This window comes from Pseudomonas sp. Con_6, assembly GCF_059379395.1.
The window spans coordinates 2187200-2207407 of sequence record NZ_CM182011.1 but is presented as its reverse complement, the minus strand read 5'-3'; the positions used below and the strand labels follow the sequence as shown (position 1 = coordinate 2207407).

Genomic DNA, 20208 nt, shown 5'->3' with positions numbered 1-20208 from the left:
TGACGCCGCGTCGCGCTTGGAGCAATGAGCGCCTGTCGCCTCCGCCCCATCGCGGCAATTTGCCCGCCACAAGCCTTACAGCACGGGCCCCGGCCCGGTACAATCGGTCTCTTTGTCGCAACGCTTGGAGCTCGACCTCCCGTGCCTGTTCTGCGTCTACCGCACCTGCCGGCCACTGCCGGCAAACAAACCTGGGGCAACCTGCCCGGCGCCGCCCTGAGCCTGGCCATCGCCGAGGCCGCCAGCGCCGCCAAACGCTTTACCCTGCTGCTTACCGCCGACAGCCAGAGCGCCGACCGGCTGGAGCAGGAGCTGCGCTTCTTCGCGCCAGAGCTGGCGGTACTGCCCTTCCCCGATTGGGAAACCTTGCCCTACGACCTGTTCTCGCCGCACCAGGACATCATCTCGCAGCGGATCGCCAGCCTGTACCGCCTGCCGGAACTGGACCACGGCATCCTCGTGGTGCCGATCACCACCGCCCTGCACCGCCTGGCGCCGACCAGTTTCCTGCTCGGCAGCAGCCTGGTGCTGGACGTCGGCCAGAAGCTCGATGTCGAGCAGATGCGCACGCGCCTGGAGGCCAGCGGCTACCGCTGCGTCGACACGGTCTACGAACACGGCGAGTTTGCCGTGCGTGGCGCGCTGATCGACCTGTTCCCGATGGGCAGCAAGCTGCCCTACCGCATCGATCTGTTCGATGACGAAATCGAGACGCTGCGCACTTTCGATCCGGAAACCCAGCGCTCCATCGACAAGGTCGAGTCGGTGCGCCTGCTCCCGGCGCGGGAATTCCCCCTGCAGAAAGAGGCGGTAACCCGCTTCAAGGCCCGCTTCCGCGAGCGTTTCGACGTCGACTTCCGCCGCAGCCCGATCTTCCAGGACCTCACCAGCGGCATCATCCCCGCCGGCATCGAGTACTACCTGCCACTGTTCTTCGAAGACACCTCGACCCTGTTCGACTACCTGCCGCAGGACACCCAGGTGTTCTCCCTGCCGGGCGTGGAACAGGCCGCCGAGCACTTCTGGAACGACGTGCGCGGACGCTTCGAAGAGCGCCGCATCGACCCCAACCGGCCGCTGCTGCCGCCGGCCGAACTGTTCCTGCCGGTGGAAGACTGCTTCGCCCGCCTCAAGGGCTGGCCGCGCATCGTGGTCAGCAGCGATGACCTCGACGCAGGCGTCGGCCGCGAGCGCTTCCCGGCCCAGAAGCTGCCGAATCTGGCCATCGAGGCCAAGGCCAGCCAGCCGCTGGCGGCGCTGTCCGAGTTCCTCGACCAGTTCCCCGGCCGCGTGCTGTTCACCGCCGAATCGGCGGGGCGCCGCGAGGTCCTGCTGGAACTTCTGGAACGCCTGAAGCTGCGGCCGCAGACGGTAGAAAGCTGGCTCGACTTCGTCACCGGCAAGGAGCGCCTGGCGATCACCATCGCCCCGCTGGACGACGGTCTGGTACTGGAGGACCCGGCCCTGGCCCTGGTGGCCGAGAGCCCGCTGTTCGGCCAGCGCGTCATGCAGCGCCGACGCCGCGAGAAACGCAGCGACGCCAGCAACGACGCGGTCATCAAGAACCTCACCGAACTGCGCGAAGGCGCGCCGGTGGTGCATATCGACCACGGTGTCGGCCGCTACCTGGGCCTGGCGACCCTGGAAATCGACAACCAGGCCGCCGAGTTCCTCACCCTCGAATACGCCGAGGGCGCCAAGCTCTACGTGCCGGTGGCCAACCTGCACCTGATCGCCCGCTACACCGGCAGCGACGACGCCCTGGCACCGCTGCACCGGCTCGGCTCCGAGGCCTGGCAGAAAGCCAAGCGCAAGGCTGCCGAACAGGTCCGCGACGTCGCCGCCGAACTCCTAGACATCTACGCCCGCCGCGCCGCGCGCAAGGGCTACGCCTTCGCCGACCCGGCGGCCGACTACGCCGCCTTCAGCGCCGGCTTCCCCTTCGAGGAAACCCCGGACCAGCAGAACGCCATCGAGGCGGTGCGCGAAGACATGCTGGCGGCCAAGCCGATGGACCGCCTGGTCTGCGGCGACGTCGGCTTCGGCAAGACCGAGGTGGCCATGCGCGCAGCGTTCATCGCCGTGCACAGCGGTCGCCAGGTGGCCATCCTGGTGCCCACCACCCTGCTCGCCCAGCAACACTACAACAGCTTCCGCGACCGCTTCGCCGACTGGCCGGTGAGCGTGGAAGTGATGAGCCGCTTCAAATCGGCCAAGGAAGTCAACACGGCCATGGCCGAGCTGGCCGAAGGCAAGATCGACATCGTCATCGGCACCCACAAGCTGCTGCAGGATGACGTCAAGTTCAAGGATCTGGGCCTGGTCATCATCGACGAGGAACACCGTTTCGGCGTGCGCCAGAAGGAGCAGCTCAAGGCCCTGCGCAGCGAGGTGGACATCCTCACCCTGACCGCCACGCCGATCCCGCGCACGCTGAACATGGCGGTGTCGGGCATGCGCGACCTGTCGATCATCGCCACCCCGCCGGCCCGACGCCTGTCGGTGCGCACCTTCGTCATGGAGCAGAACAAGAGCACCATCAAGGAAGCGTTGCTGCGCGAGCTGCTGCGCGGCGGCCAGGTCTACTACCTGCACAACGACGTAAAGAGCATCGAGAAGTGCGCCGCCGACCTCGCCGAACTGGTGCCCGAGGCACGTATCGGCATCGGCCATGGACAGATGCGCGAACGCGAACTGGAACAGGTGATGAGCGACTTCTACCACAAGCGCTTCAACGTGCTGATCGCCTCGACCATCATCGAGACCGGCATCGACGTGCCGAGCGCCAACACCATCATCATCGAACGCGCCGACAAGTTCGGCCTGGCCCAGTTGCACCAGTTGCGTGGCCGGGTCGGACGCAGCCACCACCAGGCCTACGCCTACCTGCTGACGCCGCCGCGCCAGCAGATCACCGCCGATGCGGAGAAGCGCCTGGAAGCCATCGCCAACACCCAGGACCTTGGCGCCGGCTTCGTCCTCGCCACCAACGACCTGGAAATCCGCGGTGCCGGCGAACTGCTCGGCGAAGGCCAGAGCGGGCAGATCCAGGCGGTGGGCTTCACCCTGTACATGGAAATGCTCGAGCGCGCGGTCAAGGCGATCCGCAAGGGTACCCAGCCGAACCTCGACCAGCCGCTGGGTGGCGGGCCGGAAATCAACCTGCGCCTGCCGGCGCTGATCCCCGAGGACTACCTGCCGGACGTGCATGCGCGGCTGATCCTGTACAAGCGCATCGCTTCGGCGGTGGACGAGGATGGCCTCAACGACCTGCAGGTCGAGATGATCGACCGCTTCGGCCTGCTGCCGGAACCGACCAAGAACCTGATCCGCCTGACCCTGCTCAAGCTGCAGGCGGAGAAGCTCGGGATCAAGAAGGTCGACGCCGGCCCGCAAGGTGGCAAGATCGAGTTCGAAAGCGAAACGCCGGTCGATCCGCTGGTGCTGATCAAGCTGATCCAGGGCCAGCCCAAGCGCTACAAGTTCGAAGGCGCCACCCAATTCAGGTTCATGGTGCCCATGGAGCGCGCCGATGAACGTTTCTCGACCCTGGAAGCGCTGTTCGAGCGCCTGACCCCGAAAACCGCTTAAGGAAGCCCCATGCGTGCCATTCGCAACCTGACCCTGCTGCTGGCGCTGATCGCCCCGGCAGCTTTCGCCGACACCCAGTACCTGGTGGAAATGATCCTGGTGCGGCAGAACGCGGTACCGGCCATCACCAGCCAGTTCGCCCCGGAAAACTGGAGCGACGGCGCCGCGCCAATCGCCCAGTACGATGTGCGCCAGCCGATCCTCGACGGTGAGGTCGAGCGCCTCAACGCAGACACCCAGTACACCGTGCTGCTACGCAAGGCCTGGCAGCAGAACGTCGGCAGCGAGGCATCGAAGGTTGCCCTGAGCGACGGCCAGGAGCAGTTTGGTCATTTCCCCATCGAAGGCAACCTGAGCCTGAAGGATGGCCGATTCCTCGCGGTCGAGGCCAACCTGTGGGTCAACCGGTTCGACGGCAACGGCGCGGTGATGCAGAGCGAACAGTTCCGCCAGGGCAACAGCAACGTGAAGAATGCCGAGCTGACCTACCTGGATGGCGGACACCTGGCCCTGCTGCTGAAGATCCGCAAGGCGGGGGCGCCGTCGAGTGCGGCGCCTGATCCTGCGTTGATGGAGCAGTGACGGATGTCTGTCGCAACCGACCTGCTGCTGGATGATGACCGCTGGGAGCGCCAGTTCAGTCGCGCGATTCTCGGTCGTGGTCGCGATTACGCAGCGCAGCAGCGAGTCAGCATCCAAGGGATCGAGTTCAACGATAACTACGACGATCCTAGCGAAATCCTTTACGCCACCTGTCGGGGTTCTGCAGGAAATCTCTACCAGCAGACCATAACGATCAGTCCTGGCTACCGAGGGATGTCAATCGATTGCGAGTGCACATGCCCGGTGCACTCCGACTGCAAACATTGCGCCGCAGTGCTCTACCACCTGCAAGCCGACCAGAAAGCGGTAGCGGTAGCAACACCGCCTCCGCCACCGGAACGCATGCCCACCGAGCTGCAGACCTGGCTGGACGGACTGGAAAGGCCTCCCGCCAGCGCAATATCCCCTGAGCGCCAGGGCCGCGGGATCTACTACTTCATACACTTCGACGGAGAACTCTTCTGCCTCAAGCTGAAGAAAGGCACCCGGCAACCCGATGGCCAGATTCAGTTCTCCAAGCTCCAGTCCGTCCCTGAACTGCTGTATCAGCCGCCGAAGTACGTCACGCCCGCAGATCGGGAGATCCTCTTGCGGCTCAATCGCAAGCAGAATCACTGGATGATGACCTTTCCGCTGAATGAGCAGTACGACGGCGAAATCTTCCAGCAAGTCCTGGATACCGGACGCCTGATGTTCGGCGAAACACCACCGGCGGTGCAGCGAGGCCCCGCCCGCCCGGCAGAATTCCGCTGGATCCGCCTCGAAAACGGCAACTACCACGGCGACTGGTACGACGGCGACAAATCGCTGGGCAGGATCCTGCCCATACAGCCGCTGTACTACTTCAACGCCGAGACTCTGCAGGCCGGCCTGGTCCAGCATGACCTCGACCCCCACGTCGCCCAGCAACTCGCCCTCGCCCCGGAAGTGCCGGAACCACTGGTGGCGCAACTCAGCCACCGCCTCAGCGCGCTAGGCAAGCAAGTTCCCACCCCGACCCGCCTGCAGGAAGAAACGATCGATCATCTGCGCCCAACCGCCCACCTGATCCTCGCCAGCCACGAGTTCAGTGCCTATGCGCCGAAGAGCGGACGCATGCAGCGCCAGTTGCAACACCGCGCCGCCCTCTCCTTCGACTATGACGGCCTGCGCACCCATGGCTCAGACAACAAGCCACTGACCCGCCTCGCCGGCAACACCCGCCAGCTCATCCAGCGCGACAAGGCGGCGGAACAGGCGTTTCGCAAGATCCTGCAACGTTGGGGCTTCAAGGTCGCCACCCGGCAAAGCAAGGCGCTGCCGGAAACCGCCGGCGAAATGCTCCTGTTGGACAGCGACCAGGACTGGCTGGCCTTCGCCCGCGAAGGCATCCCGGCGCTGCGCAAGGCCGGCTGGGAACTGGAAGTCCGCCCGGACTTCGCCTTCAACCTGCAGCACATCGACGACTGGTACGCCGACATCGACGAGGCGCCCGGCCACCAGTGGTTCGACCTGGAGCTGGGCATCGTGGTCAATGGCGAACGGCACAGCCTGCTGCCGATCCTCCTGCAACTCTTGCGCAGCAGTCCTGAACTGCTGAAAGCCAGCGAGCTGGTCAAACGCGGCGACGACGAGCACCTGTTGATCGACCTCAACCGTCACCGCCACGATGCCGTCGCGGTACGGGTCGCCCTGCCCTACGCTCGGATCAAGCCGCTGATGGCGACCCTGGGCGAGCTCTACCTGCATGAAAGCGATGGCCGCGCGCTGCGCCTGGCCGCGCCGGATGCGGCGCGCCTGAGCAACCTCGACGGCGTCACCCTGACCTGGCAAGGCGGCGAGCGCCTGCGCGACTTTGCCAGCCGCCTGAAAAGCGCGCAGTACACCGAGGTCAGGCCACCCGAAGGCCTGAACGCGACCCTGCGCCCTTATCAACTCGAAGGCCTGAGCTGGCTGCAGACCCTGCGCGGTCTGGATGTCGGTGGACTGCTTGGCGACGACATGGGTCTGGGCAAGACCCTGCAGACCCTAGCCCACCTGCTCACCGAGAAGAACGCCAACCGCCTGAAAACCCCGGCGCTGGCGGTGATGCCCACCAGCCTGATCCCCAACTGGCTGGACGAGGCCGAGCGTTTCACCCCGCAGCTGCGGGTAATTGCCCTGCATGGCCCGGGACGGACCCGGCACTTCGCCGACCTGCTCGACTACGATCTGGTGCTGACCACCTACGCCCTGCTGCCCCGCGATCTTGAGCACTTCACACAGCACACCTGGCACGTGCTGGTGCTCGACGAAGCACAGAACATCAAGAACGCCACCAGCAAGGCCGCCCAGGCCGCGCGGGAACTGCAAGCCAACCAGCGCCTGTGCCTGACCGGCACGCCCATGGAAAACAACTTGGGCGAGCTTTGGTCGATCTTCCATTTCCTGCTGCCCGGCTGGCTCGGCGACAGCAAGACCTTCGCCCGCGACTACCGCACTCCGATCGAACGCCACGGCGACAGCGAGCGTATGAGCCACCTGGCGGCTCGGATCCGTCCGTTCCTGCTGCGCCGGACCAAGGAGCAGGTGGCCACCGAGCTGCCGGCCAAGAGCGAGATCGTCCACTGGGTCGACCTCAGCGACGCCCAGCGCGACACTTATGAAACTGTGCGGGTGGCCATGGACAGCAAGGTCCGCGCTGAGATCACCCGCAACGGCGCAGCACGCAGCCAGATCGTCGTTCTCGATGCGCTGCTCAAGCTGCGCCAGGTCTGCTGCGACCTACGCCTGGTGGCCAGCGCCAAGTTCAAAGGCTCGCAGTCCGACAAAGGCAAGCTGGGCAGCCTGATGGACATGCTGGAGGACCTGCTCAACGAAGGGCGCAAGATCCTACTGTTCTCCCAGTTCACCTCGATGCTCGCGCTGATCGAGGAAGAACTGGAGAAACGCAAGATCCGCTACAGCCTGCTGACCGGCGACACCAAGGACCGGCGCACGCCGGTGCAGCAGTTCCAGAAAGGCGAGACGCCGCTGTTTCTCATCAGCCTCAAGGCCGGCGGCACCGGCCTGAACCTGACGGCGGCGGACACGGTGATCCACTACGACCCATGGTGGAACCCCGCAACCGAGAACCAGGCCACCGACCGCGCCTACCGCATCGGCCAGGACAAGCCGGTGTTCGTCTACAAGCTGATTACCCGCGGGACGGTGGAAGAGAAGATCCAGCAACTGCAGAAGGACAAGGCGGCACTGGCGGCCGGGTTACTGGAAGGGAAGGAAGCCGGGCAATGGAAGCTGGCGGCAGATGATATCGAGGCGCTGTTCTCGCCATTGCCGGAGCAGCAGAAGACCCGCTGAGCTGTATTGACCTCAGGGCCCGCATCGCTGGCAAGCCAGCGATGGGGCCCTTGAGGCCAGCAAATCAATCGACCAGTTGCGCCTGCTTCAACGCCCCCAACGCCTCCAGCCAACGCGGCTGCTCGCGATAATCGGTCCGCGCAAATCCACACCCACGCATCGCCGCGATTCGCGGCGAAGGCGTCACCTTCATCCGCTGCGCCGCACTCAACGCTAACTCCGCAGCCGCCCGGTCGTTGCACACCAGGCCCATGTCGCAGCCTGCGCTAAGCGCCGCTTCGATCCGGCTCGCCGCATCCCCCACCACATGGGCCCCGGCCATGGACAGGTCATCGCTGAAGATCACCCCGTCGAAGCCCAGTTCACCACGCAGGATCTCCTGCAGCCAGCGCCGCGAGAAGCCCGCCGGCTGGTTGTCGACCTGCGGATAGATGACATGTGCCGGCATGACTGCAGCCATCTGTCCGCTGAGGCGAGTGAATGGCACCAGGTCCGCGGCGCGAATCTGCTCCAGGCTGCGCTCGTCGGTAGGAATGGCGACATGGGAATCGGCCTCGGCCCAACCATGCCCCGGGAAGTGCTTGCCGCACGCGGCCATGCCAGCTGCGTTCATGCCGCGGATAAAGGCACCGGCCAGCGCTGTGGCGCGCTGCGGATCACCTTCGAAGGCGCGACTGCCGACCACTGCGCTGCGCTGGTGATCAAGGTCCAGCACCGGGGCGAAACTCAGGTCCAGGCCCACCGCCAACACCTCGGTGGCCATCAACCAGCCGCACTGCTCGGCGAGGTATTCGGCATTGTCGTTGTCGGCGATGGCGCGCATCGCCGGCAGGCGCACGAAGCCCTGGCGCAGGCGCTGCACGCGCCCGCCTTCCTGGTCCACGGCGAGGATCAGGTCCGGGCGGATGGAGCGGATCGACGCGGTCAACTCGCGCACCTGCCGTGGGCTGTCGATGTTGCGGGCAAAGATGATCAGGCCGGCCACTTCGGGCTGGCGCAGGAGATGGCGATCTTCGGCGGTCAGCCAGTGACCGGCGATATCGACCATCAGGGAGCCTTGCAGGCTGGCACTCATAATTGATCCTTCAGTTGATAGGGGCGCTGGCCCACTGCGGGCAGGCCGCTTCTTCGATGCGCACCGGGCAATGGGGCGGAACCTGGTCGAACAGCTTCAGCAGGTCGGCATTGCGCAGGCGGATGCAGCCATGGGACAACGGCACGCCCATGGGTTCCGTGTCCGGCGTGCCGTGCAGGTAGATGTAGCGACGGAAGGTGTCCACCGCCGCCAGGCGATTGCGCCCGGGCTCGCAGCCGCTGAGCCAGAGGATGCGAGTGAGGATCCAGTCGCGGCCGGGGAATTGCGCGTGCAGTTCGCGGGTCCAGGTTTCGCCTGTCCAGCGTCGTCCACGCAGGACGGCCCCTTGCGGCAGACCATCACCGATTTTCGCCCGCACCTGATGCAGGCCACGCGGCGTACAGCCGGAGCCGTTGCGTTCACCTGGACCATTGAGCGCCGTGGAGACCGGCAGGCGCACGACCAGACGGCCTTGGGAAAACCCGTAGAGGCATTGATCGGCGAGGGAAATGAGCAGCAGATCGAGAGTAGACATGGGGCGCTAGCTTAGCCGAAGCCAGGCGTCGCGCCCAGTCGCCGATCAGGCCTTGGCGGGGGTCGGCACACTGCTTGACTTGCTACGCGGGCGCAGCTGCGCGGCGGCCATTGCCTCATCAATGACACCGCTGTCGGCACGCATGCCGGCGGCGAGGAACGGCACCATCAGGCGCATCACCTGCTCGATCGAGGTGTCGACCCCGAAATCGGTCTCGGCGATCGCCCGGAGTGCCTTGATCCCGGACATGCTGAACGCTGCGGCGCCAAGCATGAAGTGCACGCGCCAGAACAGCTCGATCGGCGGGATGCGCGGCGCGGCTTCGTTGACCAGCAGCATGTAGCGGCGGAACACCTTGCCGTACATGTCTTCCAGGTAACGCCGCAGGTGGCCCTGGCTCTGGCTGAAGGCCAGGCCCAGCAGGCGCATGAAGATGGACAGGTCGTTGCCGCTGCGTGGCTGCACCACCAAGGCCTGCTCCACCAGCATCTCGAGAAGCTCCTCGAGGTTCGGCTTGTGCGCCGGACTCGCCTGTCGGCGGTCCAGCTCGCGTTCGAGGCTCTGGCAGAACGGCCCGAGGAAACGCGAGAAGACGGCCTGGATCAGAGCCTTCTTCGAGCCGAAGTGATAGTTGACCGCCGCCAGGTTGACCCCGGCCTTGCTGGTGATCAGTCGCAGCGAGGTCTCTGCGAAACCTTTTTCCGCGAACAATTGCTCGGCAGCATCGAGAATGCGTTCGACGGTTTCCGATTGGGCCATGGAAATAATCTACCTGACAAACAGTTGTTTGAAACATACGTTTCATGCTCGTGACTGTCAAGTCAGGCGCGCTATTAGATCACAGCCGCACGCTGCAAGCTGAGCGAGGAGGATACTCGGGCTGCTTTTTCTTGCCGCTTGTAGCTTCAAGCTTGCAGCTGGGCCACCACTGTATATAATCCCAGTCACTGTATAAAAAGACAGAGACCTCGACATGCTGAAACTGACGCCACGCCAAGCTGAGATTCTGGCTTTTATCAAGCGCTGCCTTGAAGACAACGGCTTCCCGCCGACCCGGGCCGAAATCGCTCAGGAACTGGGCTTCAAATCGCCCAACGCCGCCGAGGAACACCTCAAGGCCCTGGCGCGCAAGGGCGCGATCGAGATGACTCCGGGCGCGTCCCGCGGTATCCGCATCCCCGGCTTCGAAGCCAAGACCCAGGACGACAACTCGCTGCCGATTATCGGTCGTGTTGCCGCCGGTGCACCGATCCTCGCCGAACAGCACATCGAAGAATCCTGCGCCATCAACCCGGCCTTCTTCCATCCCCGGGCCGACTACCTGTTGCGCGTGCACGGCATGAGCATGAAGGACGTCGGTATTTTCGACGGAGACCTGCTCGCCGTGCACACCTGCCGCGAAGCACGCAATGGGCAGATCGTCGTAGCCCGCCTCGGTGACGAGGTGACGGTCAAGCGCTTCAAACGTGAAGGCAGCAAGGTCTGGCTGATTGCGGAAAACCCCGAATTCGCACCCATCGAGGTCAACCTGAAAGACCAGGATCTGGTAATCGAGGGGTTGAGCGTCGGCGTCATTCGCCGGTAACCAGGAGGCGTCATGCAGTATCCACACGCACCACAGCAAGCACAGTTACCCCTGTTCGAGGCATTCCTGGCCCAGCCAGTCCTGCCCAAACTGAAAGCCGAGAAGCCCGCGCGCATCGAGAACGAGCCGCAGGCGTTCAGCGAATTGTCTTTCCGTGGTGCGCTGGAGCACTGCCATAACCTGCTGGCGCCGGTCCTGCGTGAACTGAGCGAGGAACAGGACGCCCGCTGGCTAACCCTGATCGCCCCTCCTGCCACCCTGACCCAGGCCTGGCTGCGTGATGCCGGCCTGAACCGCGAACGCATCCTGATCCTGCAGCCACGAGGCAACCAGAGCGCCCTGCAACTGGCGTGCGATGCCCTGCGCCTGGGCCGCAGCCACACCGTGGTGAGCTGGCTGAACCCGGTCAGCAGCGCCGCACGGCAACAACTGACCCGCGCCGCGCACGCCGGAAGCGCGCAAAGCCTGAATATTCGTCTGGGCTGATACTTCAGAAATGCGATGACGCCGACATCCGGCTTCCTCCTTGCGAGGAAGCCCGGCCATCATCCCACCATCAATGCAGAACCCGCGGTCCTTCCTCTTCCCGCTCGATTTCGCCTTCCACCAGGCGACCTGCCATCTGCACGCCAACACTGAGCATGGCCTTGGCCACTTCGACGTGCTGGCCCTGCAGGAACGCCTTGGCGTCCTCGGAGAAGTTCAGGGTCACCAGGGAACCCTCGTCCTCGGCACGGCGCAGCTCGATGCGACCGTCTGGCAATTCGACAATTTCTAGAAAGGACGTGGGCATATCAGGACTGTTCTCCAGGAAAGGCGGGCATTGTACCAGCGACAAAAGCGATCAGCACTCACTCAAGCCTTCGCGGAAACGAACGGTCAGCTTCTTCAGGTTCTGCCGCCACTCTTCCAGTTCTTCCCGTGACAGAGGGGCTGCTGTAGGTGCGTCGAGACTGACGGCCTGGATCAGCGGCTGGGTGACATCGCCTTTTAGCGCCTTGATAGCGACCGGCGGTTTGAACAAATCGGAATAAGCTTTCAACAAACGCGCCAGCCAGGTTTCCGATTGCTGGGCAAGCTCGACCAGTTCGGCCATTTCCGGGATGGCGATGCTTTGCAGTACTTCGGGGGTCAGCAGCGCCTCGGCACGTGGCGCGGAAGCCTGGGGCAGGCGGTAGTAGCCGGCGATCTCATGGCACAGCCCCAGCAGCGCGCCGTACAGGTGGAACAGCGCCGATTCGCGCTCGGCCTGGACCAGCGCCTGGGCGTTCATGGCCTTGCTTTCCTGCGCCTTGCCGAGACCTTCGAGGGCCAGGCCGGCGAAGAAGATTTTCTGGTTGGTGCGGGTATAGAGTTCCTGGGCCATGAAGGGCGCTCTCCGGTAGGACTGCGGGGGCAAGTCCGTCAGTTTCGGGGAAGCGGTTAGCGGGTGCAAGAATCTGTAATCTTTTTCGCACTTGAGGGCCTCATCGCGGGTAAACCCGCTCCCACAGGGTTCCGAGTCGCTGCGGACATTGTGGGAGCGGGTTTACCCGCGATGAGGCCCTCAAGGACAAACAAAAAGGCCACCCCTGACAGTGTCAGGGGTGGCCCTCGATCAGCCCTTCAGCCAATCAGCTCTTGTCTTCGACCTTCCACGCCTTGCCATCGTAGAACGCCTTCCAGCCCGTCGGCTTGCCATCGACCTCGGTCTGCACATACTGCTCCTTGGTCTTGCGGCTGTAGCGGATCACCGCCGGACGGCCTTCCGGGTCCTTTTGCGGTGCGTCGCAAAGGAAGTGGTACTTCGGATCGATCTCGTGCTTGTGCGGGATGATCTCCAGCACCAGCGGTGCGCGGGTCTCGCGGTTCTTCGGGAACTGGCTGGCAGCCAGGAACAGACCCGAGGCACCGTCACGCAGCACGTAGGTGTCGTTGACCTTCTCGCACTTGAGTTCCGGCATGTCCACCTTGTCCATCTTCGGTGGCGCAGCCTCGCCACTCTTGAGCAGCTTGCGGGTGTTCTTGCACGCCGGGTTGGTGCAACCGAAGAACTTGCCGAAACGACCGGTCTTGAGCTGCATCTCGCTGCCGCACTTGTCGCATTCCAGGCTCGGACCTTCGTAGCCCTTGATCCGATAGTTGCCTTCCTCGATCTCGTAGCCCGCGCAATCCGGGTTGTTACCGCAGATATGCAGCTTGTGCTTTTCGTCCAGCAGGTAGGCATCCATCGCAGTCGCGCAGATCGGGCAGCGGTGCTTGCCACGCAGCACGCGGGACTCGGACTCGCCCTCGTCGTCTGCGGCGATCTCGTCGCCCGGCACCAGGTTGACCGTGGCCTTGCAGCGCTCCTTCGGTGGCAGGCTGTAGCCCGAGCAGCCAAGGAACACGCCGGTGGAGGCGGTACGGATCATCATGTGTCGGCCGCATTCCTTGCACGGAATGTCGGTCGGGGTCGGCTGGTTGGCGCGCATGCCATCTTCGCTGGACTCGGCGGCCTGCAGCTTCTTGCTGAAATCGCCGTAGAACTCGTCCAGCACGTTCTTCCAGTCACGCTCGCCCTGGGCCACGTCGTCGAGGTTCTCTTCCATGCCGGCGGTGAAGCCGTAGTCCATCAGGTTGGAGAAGCTCTCGGACAGGCGCTCGGTTACGATGTCGCCCATCTTCTCGGAGTAGAAGCGGCGATTGTGCAGGGTCACGTAGCCGCGGTCCTGGATGGTGGAAATGATCGCCGCGTAGGTCGACGGACGACCGATGCCACGTTTTTCCATTTCCTTGACCAGGCTGGCTTCGGAGTAGCGCGCCGGCGGCTTGGTGAAGTGCTGGCTCGGATCGAGCTGGATCAGCTTGAGCACTTCACCCTGGTTCATTTCCGGCAGGACGTCGTCCTCGCCCGGCTTGCTCTGCTGCGGCAGCACGCGGGTGTAACCGTCGAACTTGAGGATACGGCCCTTGGCGCGCAGCTCGAAGTCGCCAGCGGCGACGCTGACGGTGGTCGACAGGTATTGCGCCGGCGGCATCTGGCAGGCCAGGAACTGGCGCCAGATCAGTTCGTACAGGCGCTCGGCATCACGCTCCATGCCGCTCAGCTTGCTCGGATGGGTGTTGACGTCGGACGGACGGATCGCTTCGTGCGCCTCCTGGGCGCCTTCCTTGCTGCCGTAGACGATCGGCGCGTCGGGCAGGTACTGCTTGCCGAACTCGTTCTCGATGTAGGTCCGGGCCATTTCCACGGCGTCGGTCGAGAGGTTGGTCGAGTCGGTACGCATATAGGTGATGTAGCCGGCTTCGTAGAGCCGCTGGGCCATCATCATGGTCTTCTTCACGCCGAAACCGAGGCGGTTGCTCGCAGCCTGCTGCAGGGTCGAGGTGATGAACGGTGCCGACGGCTTGGAGCTGGTAGGACGGTCTTCACGCTTGGCCACGCTGTAGCTGGAAGCCTTGAGCTTCTCCAGCGCCGCCATGGCCTGGGCTTCGTTCAGAGGCTTGAAGGCCTCGCCTTTCTCGCGGGCCACTTCAAAGCGCACCTTGGCGTCCTTGGCAGTACCCAGGTCGGCGTGGACTTCCCAGTACTCTTCCGGAACGAAGGCACGGATCTCACGCTCGCGCTCCACCACCAGCTTCACCGCCACCGACTGCACCCGGCCGGCCGACAGGCCACGAGCGATCTTCGACCAGAGCAGCGGCGAGACCATGTAGCCGACCACACGATCGAGGAAACGCCTGGCCTGCTGCGCATTGACCCGGTCGATATCGAGGTCGCCCGGCTGCGAGAAGGCTTCCTGGATGGCTTTCTTGGTGATTTCGTTGAACACCACGCGCTTGTAGCGGCTGTCGTCACCGCCGATGGCTTCCCGCAGGTGCCAGGCAATGGCCTCCCCTTCGCGGTCCAAGTCGGTTGCGAGATAGATGGTGTCGGCATCCTTGGCCAGGCGACGCAGCTCCTCGATCACTTTCTCCTTGCCCGGGAGAATCTCGTACTTGGCTTTCCAGCCGTGATCCGGATCGACGCCCATGCGTGCGACCAACTGCTTGCGCGCCTTTTCCTTGGGCGACAGCGCCGGGGCTTCGCCGGCGGTCTTGCCGCGCTTGGCCGCAGGCTCCTTGCTGGCACTGGCCGAACCGCTGGTGGGCAGGTCGCGGATATGGCCGATACTCGACTTCACCACGTACTGGCTGCCCAGGTACTTGTTGATGGTCTTGGCCTTAGCCGGGGATTCCACAATGACCAGCGATTTGCCCATGGATCGGAAAATTCCTGAATATCGAAAATAAAAACACGGCAGGTACCTGACGCGGCACCGCTATATATAGTGGCTATAGAATGAGGTCAAGCGCGGGAGTTCAGCCGCCAGCGCCATCCGGTCGCGAAAACAGCGTCGCCTCGGCCTCCACCAAAGCAAAGCGTGGCACCTGCTCGCCGTCAACTTCGACCGACTCCAGGAACATCGACAGCGGCCTGACCCAAAGGCCATATTCGCCGTACAGGGCCTGGTAGAACACCACCCATTCCTCGCTCTCGGAATGCCGCGCCACGCCGAAGACACGGTACTCAGGCCCCTTGTAATGCCGGTATACGCCTGGCTGTATCTGCATGCCGCCCACCCCTCTTGAAAAAAATCCGAAAAAACAAAAACCGGGGCGCCAGGCCCCGGTTTGGTCAACTCACGCGATCAGACGCGCTCGAAGACCGTGGTAATGCCCTGACCGAGGCCGACGCACATGGTCGACACGCCCAGGGTACCGCCGTTCTGCTTCATGACATTGAGCAGCGTACCCGAGATCCGCGCGCCCGAGCACCCGAACGGGTGACCCAGAGCGATGGCACCGCCGTGAAGGTTAACCTTCTCATCCATCTTGTCGAGAACTTTCAGATCCTTCAGCACTGGCAGGGCCTGTGCGGCGAAGGCCTCGTTGAGCTCGAAAAAGTCGATGTCGGCAATGCTCAGGCCCGCGCGCTTGAGCGCTTTCTGCGTTGCTGGCACCGGGCCGTAGCCCATGATCGCCGGGTCGACGCCGGCCACCGCCATGGAGCGGATCACCGCCAGCGGCTGGATGCCCAGGTCCTGGGCACGCTGGGCCGACATGACGATCATGCAGGAGGCACCGTCGGTGATCTGCGAGGAAGTACCCGCGGTCACGGTGCCGCCTTTGGGATTGAAGGCAGGCTTCAACGCGGCCAGACTTTCCAGGGTGGTATCCGGACGGATGGTTTCGTCGTAGTCGAAGACCTTGAGGAAGCCATTCTCGTCATAGCCCTGCATCGGGATGATCTCGTCCTTGAACTTGCCTTCCACGGTGGCCTTGTGGGCCAGCTGGTGGGAGCGCAGGCCAAACAAGTCCTGCTGTTCGCGGCTGATGCCGTGCATCTTGCCGAGCATCTCGGCGGTCAGGCCCATCATGCCCGAGGCCTTGGCGGCGTACAGGGACATGTGCGGGTTCGGATCGACGCCGTGCATCATGCTGACGTGGCCCATGTGCTCGACGCCGCCAACGACGAAGACGTCGCCGTTGCCGGTCATGATCGCCTGGGCGGCGGTGTGCAGCGCGCTCATCGACGAGCCGCACAGGCGGCTGACGGTCTGGCCGGCGGCGGTGTGCGGGATCTGGGTCATCAGCGACGCCATGCGCGCGATGTTCCAGCCCTGCTCCAGGGTCTGGTTGACGCAGCCCCAGATCACGTCCTCGACTTCGGCCGGGTCGATCTTGGCGTTGCGTTCCAGGACCTTGCTGATCAGGTGCGCGGACATGTCTTCGGCGCGGGTATTGCGGTGCATGCCACCCTTGGAGCGGCCCATCGGCGTGCGACCGAAGTCGACAATCACCACGTCTCTTGGATTCAGGCTCATATATTTACTCTCGCTCTATACCGTTGGGCGCTTAACCGAAGAAGCGCTGGCCGTTCTTGGCCATCTCGCGCAGCTTGGCGGTGGGGTGGTACAGCGGGCCCAGATCGGCGTACTTGTCTGCCAGGGCGACGAATTCGGCCACACCGATCGAGTCGATGTAGCGCAGCGCGCCACCACGGAAGGGAGGGAAACCGATGCCGTAGACCAGGCCCATGTCGGCCTCGGCTGCGGTCTCGACGATGCCGTCTTCCAGGCAGCGCACGGTTTCCAGGCACAGCGGGACCATCATCCAGTTGATGATGTCCTCGTCGCTGACCTCGCGTTGTTCGAAGACGATCGGCTTGAGCACTTCCAGTACCGAGGCGTCGGCGACTTTCTTCGGTTTGCCGCGCTTGTCGGTCTCGTAGGCGTAGAAGCCCTTGCCGTTCTTCTGGCCGAGGCGGTTGGCCTCGTACAGGGCGTCGACGGCGGAGCGGCGGTCATCCTTCATGCGGTCCGGGAAGCCTTCGGCCATGACGTCACGACCGTGATGGCCGGTGTCGATGCCGACCACGTCCATCAGGTAGGCGGGGCCCATCGGCCAGCCGAACTTCTCCATGACCTTGTCGATGCGGACGAAGTCGACGCCAGCGCTGACCAGCTTGGCGAAGCCGCCGAAGTACGGGAACAGCACGCGGTTGACCAGGAAGCCCGGGCAGTCGTTGACCACGATCGGGTTCTTGCCCATCTTCTTGGCATAGGCAACGGTGGTGGCCACGGCCACTTCGCTGGACTTCTCGCCACGGATCACTTCCACCAGCGGCATCATGTGCACCGGGTTGAAGAAGTGCATGCCAACGAAGTTTTCCGGACGCTTCAGGGCCTTGGCCAGCAGATTGATGGAGATGGTCGAGGTGTTCGAGGCGAGGATCGCGTCGTCCTTGACCTGGCCTTCCACTTCAGCCAGCACAGCCTGCTTGACCTTCGGGTTCTCGACCACGGCTTCGACAACGATGTCGACGTTGGCGAAGTCGCCGTAGGACAGGGTCGGACGAATCGCATTCAGCGCTTCGGCCATCTTCGCCGGGGTCAGGCGACCTTTCTCGACGCGCTTGCCGAGCAGCTTGGAGGCTTCGTTCAGGCCGAGCTGGATGGCTTCCTCGCGGATATCCTTCATCAGGATCGGAGTGCCCTTGACCGCCGACTGGTAGGCGATGCCGCCACCCATGATGCCGGCGCCCAGCACGGCAGCCTGCTTCACGTCGTGGGCGATTTCGTCATGGGCCTTGGCCTTGCGCTTGAGTTCCTGGTCGTTCAGGAACAGGCCGATCAGGCTTTGCGCAACCGAGGTCTTGGCCAGCTTGGCGAAGCCGGCGGCCTCGACGTCGAGGGCTTTGTCACGGGCGAAGTTGGCGGCTTTCTGGATGGTCTTGATCGCTTCGACCGGGGCCGGGTAGTTCGGACCGGCTTGGCCTGCAACGAAGCCCTTGGCGGTCTCGAAGGCCATCATCTGTTCGATGGCGTTCAGCTTGAGCTTTTCCAGCTTCGGCTGGCGCTTGGCCTTGTGATCGAACTCGCCGCTGATGGCGCGCTTGATCAGGTCCAGGGCGGCTTCCTGCAGTTTCTCAGGGGCAACCACGGCGTCGACGGCACCGACTTTCAGGGCGTCTTCGGCACGGTTTTCCTTGCCAGAGGCGATCCACTCGATGGCGTTGTCGGCACCGATCAGGCGCGGCAGGCGCACGGTTCCGCCGAAGCCCGGGTAGATACCCAGCTTGACTTCCGGCAGGCCGATCCTGGCAGTGGCGGACATCACGCGGAAGTCGGCGGCCAGGCACATCTCCAGGCCGCCACCCAGGGCGATGCCGTTGATGGCGACGACGGTCGGCACTTCGAGGTCTTCAAAGTCACTGAAAATACGGTTGGCTTCCAGGTTGCCGGCGACCAGTTCGGCCTCGGGCAGCTTGAAGTTGTCGACAAACTCGGTGATGTCCGCGCCGACGATGAAAACGTCCTTGCCACTGCTGACAATCACGCCCTTGATCGAGGCGTCGGCCTTGATGGTGTCCACCGCCTGACGCAGTTCGTTCAGGGTAAGACGGTTGAATTTGTTGACGGACTCACCCTTGAGGTCGAACTTCAGTTCGACGATGCCGCTTTCAAGAGCCTTAACCGTGATGGCTTTACCTTCGTAAATCATCAACTGATCTCCACGATATGGAAGCTGAACTGTACACGCTGATCGCTGTAGCGCTGGCCGGCAACCGCCGCCGCTTCGCTGCAGACCTACCCTTCAGCGCGATAGGACGGGATTCTGTAAGAGCTTTCTGACATACAAACGCTCAATTCATACGCCCGTTTGACTGGGGTGTGCACACATTCACCGAAAAGAATGCCTTTGTCAAACCCCCCAAAGCGCTGGAGGAATGCGACTTTCCGGTCAGTTCTGTTCGGCTTTTGAGCAATCCGGCATGACGGTGATCGACCATCATTCACGTGAGCGATAGACGTCGCGGGCAGAAAAAGGATCCGACCGTTTAAACATCGTGCAGGAGAAAAAAGAAGGGAGTTTGACGCGCGAAAGAAACGTTTGCGCTCTACACTGCCAGCAACTGAAGTACTTCCCGGCCTGCCTGGCCTTTTTTTCCAGTGCGTTCAGTGCATTGCAGCCCGCCCGGGAAACCGGCGGGCTTTTTTCATGCCAGGGTCTTGAGGACTTGGGCAACATCCTGCAATACAGAGATGCCCTCACGCTCGCCCCAGCATAGAGCGATCATCTGCGTCCCCGCCTCCGCCTTGTAGACACTCGGCGGCAAGCGCTTGAGCTGTTCCAGCACCCGCTCGTCCTCGCAAGGCTCGCGCCACTGGTTGAGCCAGCTACCCGGCGCGGTTTGCCAATAGCACCAGTTGTCAGTGCTGCCCTTGCGCCGCGCCTGGTGGTATTGCGCGCAGGTGGCCGGCGGCTCTTCCGGCAGCCAGTGCGGCCAGGTCTGCGGCGCCAGTTGCATGGCCAGCCCCATGCGCCGCGCCTCCAGGCGCACGGCCATCCGCCCGCTCATGCGCCGCGATGGCAACAGCCACGCCAGCGGGCTGAGGATCAGCGCGAGGATTGACACTACTACCCAGACCGTCATATCTGTTATTCCTATCAAGACTTTACCAATGAGCTGGTTAGCCGCAGCCGGATGCGATCAGCCTGAAACGGACCATACTTCACTTACTGCGATTGTCAGGAGAACCTCTCATGCCCTACGAACACATTCTGGTTGCCGTCGACCTGACCGAGGAATGCGATCCGGTGATCAAGCGCGCCCGCGAGCTGGCGGTAGCCGGCAATGCCAAGGTGTCGCTGGTGCATATCGTCGAGCCGATGGCCATGGCCTTTGGCGGCGATGTGCCGATGGACCTGTCGCAACTGCAACAACAGCAGTTCGACCAGGCCAAGGAGCGCATGGACCGTCTGTTCAACAAGTACCCGGAGATCAACCGCGGCGATTCACACCTGACCTACGGCCAGCCACGCCAGGAAATCCACCAGTTGGCCAAGGATCAGCAATGCGACCTGATCGTGGTCGGCAGCCATGGCCGGCATGGCCTGGCGCTGTTGCTCGGGTCCACTGCCAACGATGTGCTGCATGGCGCGCCGTGCGATGTGCTGGCAGTGCGGTTGCAGAAGAAAGCTGAATAACCATTA

The 20208-nt window shown here is 63.4% G+C and carries 16 protein-coding genes; 6 read left to right on the top strand and 10 right to left on the bottom strand.

The window, feature by feature from the left end:
• The first annotated feature begins 141 nt into the window (after positions 1–141).
• From mfd to AC5QPF_RS09905, 3 genes are read left to right on the top strand one after another with little or no spacing between them, the layout of a single operon-like run.
• Positions 142–3591: a transcription-repair coupling factor gene (mfd, locus tag AC5QPF_RS09915; protein ID WP_494963039.1), complete on the top strand. Its 3450-nt coding sequence runs from the start codon at positions 142–144 to the stop codon at positions 3589–3591.
• Positions 3592–3600: 9 nt separating this feature from the next.
• On the top strand, positions 3601–4173 hold the full coding sequence (locus tag AC5QPF_RS09910; protein ID WP_494963038.1) for a CsiV family protein: 573 nt from the start codon (positions 3601–3603) through the stop codon (positions 4171–4173).
• Between the two features lie 3 nt (positions 4174–4176).
• Positions 4177–7512 carry an SNF2-related protein gene (locus AC5QPF_RS09905; RefSeq protein WP_494963037.1) on the top strand — a complete coding sequence of 1112 codons (3336 nt, stop codon included), beginning with the start codon at positions 4177–4179 and terminating at the stop codon, positions 7510–7512.
• 64 nt (positions 7513–7576) lie between these two features.
• Here the strand turns inward: AC5QPF_RS09905 and nagZ are convergent, their stop codons facing one another.
• Genes nagZ through AC5QPF_RS09890 form a run of 3 tightly spaced genes read right to left on the bottom strand, consistent with a single transcriptional unit; the run spans position 7577 to position 9881 of the window.
• Positions 7577–8575: a beta-N-acetylhexosaminidase gene (gene nagZ, locus AC5QPF_RS09900; protein ID WP_494964152.1), complete on the bottom strand. Its 999-nt coding sequence runs from the start codon at positions 8573–8575 to the stop codon at positions 7577–7579.
• A 22-nt stretch (positions 8576–8597) separates the two neighbouring features.
• Complete coding sequence (locus AC5QPF_RS09895; RefSeq protein WP_494963036.1) at positions 8598–9122, bottom strand: L,D-transpeptidase family protein; 525 nt, start codon at positions 9120–9122, stop codon at positions 8598–8600.
• A 45-nt stretch (positions 9123–9167) separates the two neighbouring features.
• On the bottom strand, positions 9168–9881 hold the full coding sequence (locus AC5QPF_RS09890) for a TetR family transcriptional regulator (protein WP_494963035.1): 714 nt from the start codon (positions 9879–9881) through the stop codon (positions 9168–9170).
• A gap of 214 nt (positions 9882–10095) precedes the next feature.
• Here AC5QPF_RS09890 and lexA point away from each other — a divergent pair, with 214 nt between their 5' ends.
• Together lexA and sulA are read left to right on the top strand one after the other, a co-directional pair.
• Positions 10096–10707 carry a transcriptional repressor LexA gene (lexA, locus tag AC5QPF_RS09885; RefSeq protein WP_494963034.1) on the top strand — a complete coding sequence of 204 codons (612 nt, stop codon included), beginning with the start codon at positions 10096–10098 and terminating at the stop codon, positions 10705–10707.
• 12 nt (positions 10708–10719) lie between these two features.
• Positions 10720–11193 (top strand): SOS-induced cell division inhibitor SulA, encoded by a 474-nt coding sequence (sulA, locus tag AC5QPF_RS09880; protein WP_494963033.1) that lies wholly within the window; start codon positions 10720–10722, stop codon positions 11191–11193.
• Positions 11194–11263: 70 nt separating this feature from the next.
• Here sulA and AC5QPF_RS09875 read toward each other — a convergent pair whose 3' ends face one another.
• The 7 genes from AC5QPF_RS09875 to AC5QPF_RS09845 all read right to left on the bottom strand — a co-directional run bounded on the left by AC5QPF_RS09875 (position 11264) and on the right by AC5QPF_RS09845 (position 19648).
• Positions 11264–11500 carry a hypothetical protein gene (locus AC5QPF_RS09875; protein WP_330074624.1) on the bottom strand — a complete coding sequence of 79 codons (237 nt, stop codon included), beginning with the start codon at positions 11498–11500 and terminating at the stop codon, positions 11264–11266.
• Between the two features lie 51 nt (positions 11501–11551).
• The gene (locus AC5QPF_RS09870) at positions 11552–12073 is read right to left on the bottom strand and encodes a DUF6586 family protein (protein ID WP_494963032.1); all 522 of its coding nucleotides are present in this window, start codon (positions 12071–12073) and stop codon (positions 11552–11554) included.
• Positions 12074–12320: 247 nt separating this feature from the next.
• Positions 12321–14930 carry a type I DNA topoisomerase gene (gene topA, locus AC5QPF_RS09865; RefSeq protein ID WP_494963031.1) on the bottom strand — a complete coding sequence of 870 codons (2610 nt, stop codon included), beginning with the start codon at positions 14928–14930 and terminating at the stop codon, positions 12321–12323.
• 100 nt (positions 14931–15030) lie between these two features.
• Positions 15031–15282, bottom strand: coding sequence for a DUF1653 domain-containing protein (locus AC5QPF_RS09860; protein WP_494963030.1), 252 nt, complete (start codon positions 15280–15282; stop codon positions 15031–15033).
• A 77-nt stretch (positions 15283–15359) separates the two neighbouring features.
• Complete coding sequence (fadA, locus tag AC5QPF_RS09855; protein ID WP_458975970.1) at positions 15360–16535, bottom strand: acetyl-CoA C-acyltransferase FadA; 1176 nt, start codon at positions 16533–16535, stop codon at positions 15360–15362.
• Between the two features lie 31 nt (positions 16536–16566).
• A complete protein-coding gene (gene fadB, locus AC5QPF_RS09850; protein ID WP_494963029.1) occupies positions 16567–18714 on the bottom strand; it encodes a fatty acid oxidation complex subunit alpha FadB in 2148 nt (715 codons plus the stop codon).
• A 496-nt stretch (positions 18715–19210) separates the two neighbouring features.
• Positions 19211–19648 (bottom strand): hypothetical protein, encoded by a 438-nt coding sequence (locus tag AC5QPF_RS09845; protein ID WP_494963028.1) that lies wholly within the window; start codon positions 19646–19648, stop codon positions 19211–19213.
• Positions 19649–19758: 110 nt separating this feature from the next.
• Here AC5QPF_RS09845 and AC5QPF_RS09840 point away from each other — a divergent pair, with 110 nt between their 5' ends.
• Positions 19759–20202, top strand: coding sequence for a universal stress protein (locus tag AC5QPF_RS09840; RefSeq protein ID WP_494963027.1), 444 nt, complete (start codon positions 19759–19761; stop codon positions 20200–20202).
• Positions 20203–20208: the final 6 nt, after the last annotated feature.